This window comes from Vibrio sp. Vb1574, assembly GCF_033338675.1.
The window spans coordinates 1-1,023 of the sequence record NZ_JAWOTC010000485.1; the positions used below are offsets into that span (position 1 = coordinate 1).

Below are 1,023 nucleotides of genomic sequence, written 5' to 3' on the forward strand. Positions count from 1 at the left end.
TAGGTTCAATCGCTGGTAGTTACGCATCTAGCAATGCGAACTTAGAAGTGACTGGCGCGACATTGCTGCCATTTGGTCGAGTTACTTATCATGTTAGCGCGACAGTGTCTCATGAGAGTGCTGAAAACATCGTATTAGGTGGCGCGCAAGTAAAAGCGATGATTGCTGGGGCAGAGAATACATTCGTTGATACAACCAGCGTCACGTTTGAACCTGCAGAATACAAATACACGCTAGATGCAGCGGTAACGCCAGCTGAATATCATCAAGTCGCAAACGTTTTGACGTACACGCTCACCGCACAAAATACTGGCCTGTTTGCAGTAAAAGGCTTAGACATAACCCAACCTTTTTTGTCTCTTACTGGTGAGGTTCTAAGCGGTGCCAACGCTCCAGTTTTTAGTCATGTCGAGATCAGTGCTGTCGCTTCTTCTGGGAGTAATACGGGAACATTTTCGAAAGCAGATGATTTGTCGGTAGAGAATGCGGAGCTATCCGTGGGTGGTTACATCACTTACACCATCAAAGCGACCGTTGCGAATGATCTGGTTTCTGACATTACAACTAAGGCGTCGGCGTTAACGCGCGATGGCCCTGTAGAAAGCAATGTTCTTGTCACGCCTCCAGCGACGCCGAACGTTACGCTTACCCATACACTTTTGTCTTCGACACCTTATTTCATCAACGGTAAGCTTAATTTCGAAATCAAAGTCAGTAACAACGGTGGTGCGATTGCACATGGTTACCACGTTACCCAGAACATCAACACGTTACTTACCAACAATGGCTTGGCGAACGATCTCTCGTCTGCTTTTAACAACACCGATGTGACCGGAAATCCATTCTCAACGTGGACTGTAACGGTCAACAACATTGGCTCTAACTCCTTATCTGCCTATCAAGCAAGTGGAGTTCAAACTGATGTCGATTTTGACGATACGGTGTCGATCTACCCCGGTGAGTCAGTCACTTACCTAGTTGAAGCTACACTGACGCCAATCACCATTGGTACGCTTCAAGGCT

The 1,023-nt window shown here is 46.8% G+C and carries 1 protein-coding gene; it reads left to right on the top strand.

The annotated features are described in order from the left end of the window. On the top strand, positions 1–1,023 hold a 1,023-nt coding region (locus R7O12_RS27050), incomplete at both ends, for a hypothetical protein (protein WP_318127140.1).